General features: G+C 63.6%; 3 protein-coding genes. All 3 read left to right on the top strand.

The window, feature by feature from the left end:
* Positions 1–216: 216 nt before the first annotated feature.
* The gene (locus PV375_RS06360; protein ID WP_332106603.1) at positions 217–1,365 is read left to right on the top strand and encodes a M24 family metallopeptidase; all 1,149 of its coding nucleotides are present in this window, start codon (positions 217–219) and stop codon (positions 1,363–1,365) included.
* Between the two features lie 70 nt (positions 1,366–1,435).
* On the top strand, positions 1,436–2,629 hold the full coding sequence (locus PV375_RS06355; protein WP_332106602.1) for a M20 family metallopeptidase: 1,194 nt from the start codon (positions 1,436–1,438) through the stop codon (positions 2,627–2,629).
* Positions 2,630–2,676: 47 nt separating this feature from the next.
* A complete protein-coding gene (locus tag PV375_RS06350; RefSeq protein ID WP_332106601.1) occupies positions 2,677–4,098 on the top strand; it encodes an MFS transporter in 1,422 nt (473 codons plus the stop codon).
* The last annotated feature ends 564 nt before the right edge of the window (positions 4,099–4,662 follow it).

The raw sequence follows: 4,662 nt of genomic DNA, 5'->3' as shown, positions 1-4,662 counted from the left end.
CGGGCGCGGGCGGGCGCGGGCGGCGGGCGGCGGGCGCGGGCGGCGCGCCACCATCGCCGCAGCGCCACGGCAATCAGCGGCCACTCATGTAGCAACCATGAAGCCGGAGTAAACAGTATGAACAAGCAAAATCGCCTGGGCTGACTGCACTAAGCGCTCTACACTGCCTTATCAGCGGCACGGGTGCCGCATCACAGTGAGGTGAAGGAGGTCGTCTTGTCGCACAAGGCCACCGATGAGCAGTCGGCAATTGAGGTTTTTACCGCCGAAGAGTACGCATCCCGCCAGCAGCGAGTGCGCGAAAAAACCGCGGCTTCCGGGTTCGATGCGCTGTTCATCACTGATCCAGCCAATCTCTACTATCTCACCGGCTATAACGCCTGGTCGTTCTATATGCCGCAAGCGCTCGTCCTACCGGTCGACGGCAAACCGCTACTGCTGATGCGCGAAATGGATGCAAACGGTGCGCATCGCACTGCCACCGGCATCGACCCCGAACAAATTCTCGGATACCCCGAGGTCATGGTGCACAACGAACAGATGCATCCTGGCGAGTGGATGGCCGAGCAAATGCGTGAGCATCTCGGGCCCGCATCCAAACACATCGGTTACGAGAACGAGGCGCACTTTTTTACGATCCGCACCTTCCTCGCCCTCACCAGCAACCTTCTCGACTGGAAATTTTCGAGCTGCAACGACCTCATCAACTGGGTGCGGCTCATCAAATCGGATGCGGAAATCGCCTATCTGCGTAAGGCCGGCAGGGTCGTCACTCACGCGATGCAGGCCGGCATGGATGCGATCCGCGAGGGTCGCCCAATGAACGAGGTCGCAGCAGCCATCAGCGCCGCGCAAATCAACGGCGTGCCAGGCGCAGACGGCGACTACACCGCGATCGTGCCAATGCTGCCCACCGGCGCCGCAGCCGACACGCCGCATCTCACGTGGACCGCCGCGCCGCTTCCCGCGGGCGAACCCATCTCGCTCGAAATCGCCGGCGCGCACCACCGCTATCACGCACCCCTCGCCCGCACCGCCGTTATTGGCCGCTCGAGTGAACGTGTGCGCCACCTGGCCGCCGCAACAGTTTCGGGGCTCGAAGCCGCACTCGATACGATGCGGCCCGGCGTCACCGCGCACGAGGTGGCGTCTACCTATCAGCGCGTCATTCAGCGGGCCGGATACGAAAAAGCTCCCGGCTCGGCTATTCAATCGGCATCGGCTACCCGCCCGACTGGGGCGAGCGCACCGTCAGCATCCGCCCCGATGACGAAACCGTGCTCGAAACCGGGATGTGTTTCCACATCATCGCCGGACAGTGGGAGGACGGCTTCGGTTTTGAAAACTCCGAACCGGTGGTGGTGACCGAGTCGGGTATCGAACTGCTCGCAAACTTCCCCCGCGGCCTGTACGAAATTGAGCCGGGTGCGTAGCCGTGAGCGCATCCAGTCAAACCCTGTCGGCCGAAGAGATTGTGCAGCTCACCTGCGATCTCATCGCCGCTCCCAGCGAAAACCCCGGCGGCACTGAGGCTGCCACGGTCGCCGTGCTGGCGGCAGCCCTCGAGCATATCGGCGCAAGGGTGTCGCTCAGCGAAGTGGCGCCCGGCCGTCCGAATCTGTCTGCCCGCATTGGCCCCGACCGGCCCGGCGGAGTGCTGTTTCTCGGGCACAGTGATGTGGTACCGGCCGGCGAGGGCTGGAGCGCCGACCCCTTCACACCGCGGCGCACCGACACCGAAATTTTCGGCCGCGGCGCCACTGATATGAAGGGCGGGCTCGCCGCGGTGGTGGCGGCGATGGCCGCGATTCACCAGCAGCAGCCACAGATACCGGTGTCGCTGCTGTGCACCGTCGATGAAGAGGCCGACGCGCGCGGTGCGCAGCATTATTTGCAGCACGCGGATGCGCAGAGTTACGACGCCTGCATCGTCGCCGAACCGACGAATCTCACCACGATCATCGGCTGCCGTGGCGCAACCAACATGCACATCACCGTGTCGGGAATGAGCGCCCACGCCGGTCGGCCAAGCGACGGCGCCAGCGCAATACTCGCGGCCACCGAATTGATCGCCGCGGTTGAACAGGATGCGGCACGGCTTGCCGAGCGACCGCATCCGGTACTCGGGGCCGCAACCTGGAACGTCGGCCAAATTCAAGGCGGTCACGGCACCTCAATCGTTCCCGACCGCTGCGATCTCAACCTCGACCGGCGGCTGCTGCCGTGCGAAGATCCCGAAACAATTTTGCAGCAGCTGCTCACCGCATCCCGCGACCGAGTTGCCGCCGCCCAGCGACCGGGATGGAACCGCATCCGATTCGACGGGATGGTCGAGATGACCATGCCGGGATTTGTTACCGAACCGGATGCATCCCTGGTAAAAATTGCCACCGATGCGGTTCGCGACCAGGGATTTCCCGGCACTCACGATATTTGGACCGCATCCTGCGAGGGAGGTTTTATTGCATCCCACCACCGGGTACCAACGATCGTGCTCGGCCCCGGCGATATTACGGGGCAAGCGCACCAGCCCGACGAACGCGTATCCATCAACGAGCTCATAGCGGCAGCAGCCGCCTACACATCCATTGCTTTGCGCATCGACAAAGAAGTCGAGCGCGCCCGGTAGCACCGCGGAGTAGTTCGCCGGTGCACTCCCTCAGCGAAAGGAATACCGTGAACACACAACCAGAAGCAGCCGAGCTGCCCCCGATTACCCGAGAAATCGACCTCACACCCATACAGCGCAAACGCGCGCGTAAATCGGTCGCGGGCGCCGCGGTCGGTAACGCAATCGAGTGGTTCGACTACGGAATCTACGGATACCTGATTGCCTATATCAGCGAGAGCTTTTTTACCTTTAACGATGACGAATCGGCGCTGCCGCGCATCCTCGCCTTTGCCGGTTTCGCGGTGTCGTTCTTGGTGCGGCCACTCGGTGGTCTCATCCTCGGACCGTTGGGTGACCGTGTGGGTCGGCAGCGGGTGTTGGTGTTCACCATCATCCTGATTAGCTGTTCGACCGCGGCGATCTCGGTGCTGCCAACGTTCCACGACATCGGTTTTGCGGCACCAATATTGCTGATGCTTTTGCGCATGATTCAGGGATTTTCAGCCGGCGGTGAGTATGCCGGCGCCGCCGTGTTTATGTCGGAGCACGCGCCCGATAACCGTCGTGGTTTTTACGGCTCGTTCCTCGAGTTCGGAACGCTCGCCGGGTTCAGCGCCGCGGCTTTGCTGTGCACGGGCCTCACATTCGCGCTCGGTGACGAGGCGATGCACGCCTGGGGTTGGCGAGTACCGTTCGCGCTGACGCTTTTGCTCGGCATCATCGCGCTGTGGATGCGCCGCTCGCTTGACGAGCCCGAGACCTTCACCAAGGACCTTCCCGACGCCAACAAAGGCTCGCAGCCGAACGCGGGTGTGCGGCTTTTCCGTGACCACCCCGGTCAGCTGCTCAAGCTGTTCGGCTTCGTGATCCTCGTGAACGTGGCTTTCTACCTGGTGCTGACCTATATGCCGTCGTATCTGTCGGAGACGCTGGGCCATGATCCCGTGCAGTCGAACATGTCGCTGGTGGTCATCCAGCTGATCATGATGGCCATCATCGCGCCGCTCGGGGCGCTGTCTGACCGAATCGGGCGAAAACCGCTGCTCATTACGGCCTGTGCCGGGTTCACATTGCTGTCGGTACCGGCGATCATGCTGGTGCAGACCGGGTCGGTGTGGACTCAGCTGGGCGGTATCGCGGTGCTCGGCCTCTTGCTGGTGATCGTGATCTCGTCGATTTCGGCGACGCTGCCTGCGCTTTTCCCCACCTCGGTGCGGTACTCGGGCTTCGCGATCGGTTACAACCTGTCGACGGCGATCTTCGGTGGTACTGCGGCAATGGTCAATGAGGCACTCATTGAAGTCACCGGGAACACCCTGGTGCCGGGCTACTATCTGGCCGTTGCGGGCTTGATCGGTTTGGTCTCGGTGCTCACATTTAACGAGACTGCGGGTCGTTCGCTGCGCGGCAACGTGGTGCCCGGTAGCGATGATGCGCTGCGGATTGCGCAGGGCGAGCAGCTGATCGGACGCCCCGGCCACAAATAGGGCGCCGCGGTCGTGGGGCGCCCGCGGCTGTGCTGCGCACCCTCACATGGACGAACGTGTGGGGGTGCGCGCCGTCGTGCGCTCGCTCAGCCCGCGCACTGCTCGGGTACACCGAAAACACTGGGGTACACCGCTATAGCGGTGGCTCCCGGCATTTGCGGTGTACCCGAGCGGAAGGCGCGAGGTGGTGCGCTACGCGGTCACGAGCGTCAGTCCGTCGTTGTCGGTGGCCACCGACACGCGCACGCCACCCGCCAACTCGCACACCCCGCTCACCTCGCCTGGGCTCCTGCGCGCCCCTAAACCACGGATTTGTGTGGGTTAGCGTCATCTGTGCGTGCTCTGCCACATACAAATGACGCCGAGCCACACAGAAAGCGGAAGAAACAGGATGCGGCGCTCACCCCGCGCACTGCTCGCGTACACCGAAAACACTGGTGTACACCGCCATAGCGGTGGCTCCCGGCATTTGCGGTGTACCCGAGCGGAGAGCGGGCGGAGAGAGCGGGGCGCGCGGCGGCGCGGGCGCGAGGCGGGGCGCGCGGCGGCGCGGGCGCGAGGCGG

Source organism: Gulosibacter sp. GYB002, assembly GCF_036577665.1.
GTDB classification, from domain to species: Bacteria; Actinomycetota; Actinomycetes; order Actinomycetales; family Microbacteriaceae; genus Gulosibacter; species Gulosibacter hominis.
The sequence above is the reverse complement of the archived record's forward strand: the minus strand, read 5'-3'. Positions and strand labels throughout refer to the sequence as shown.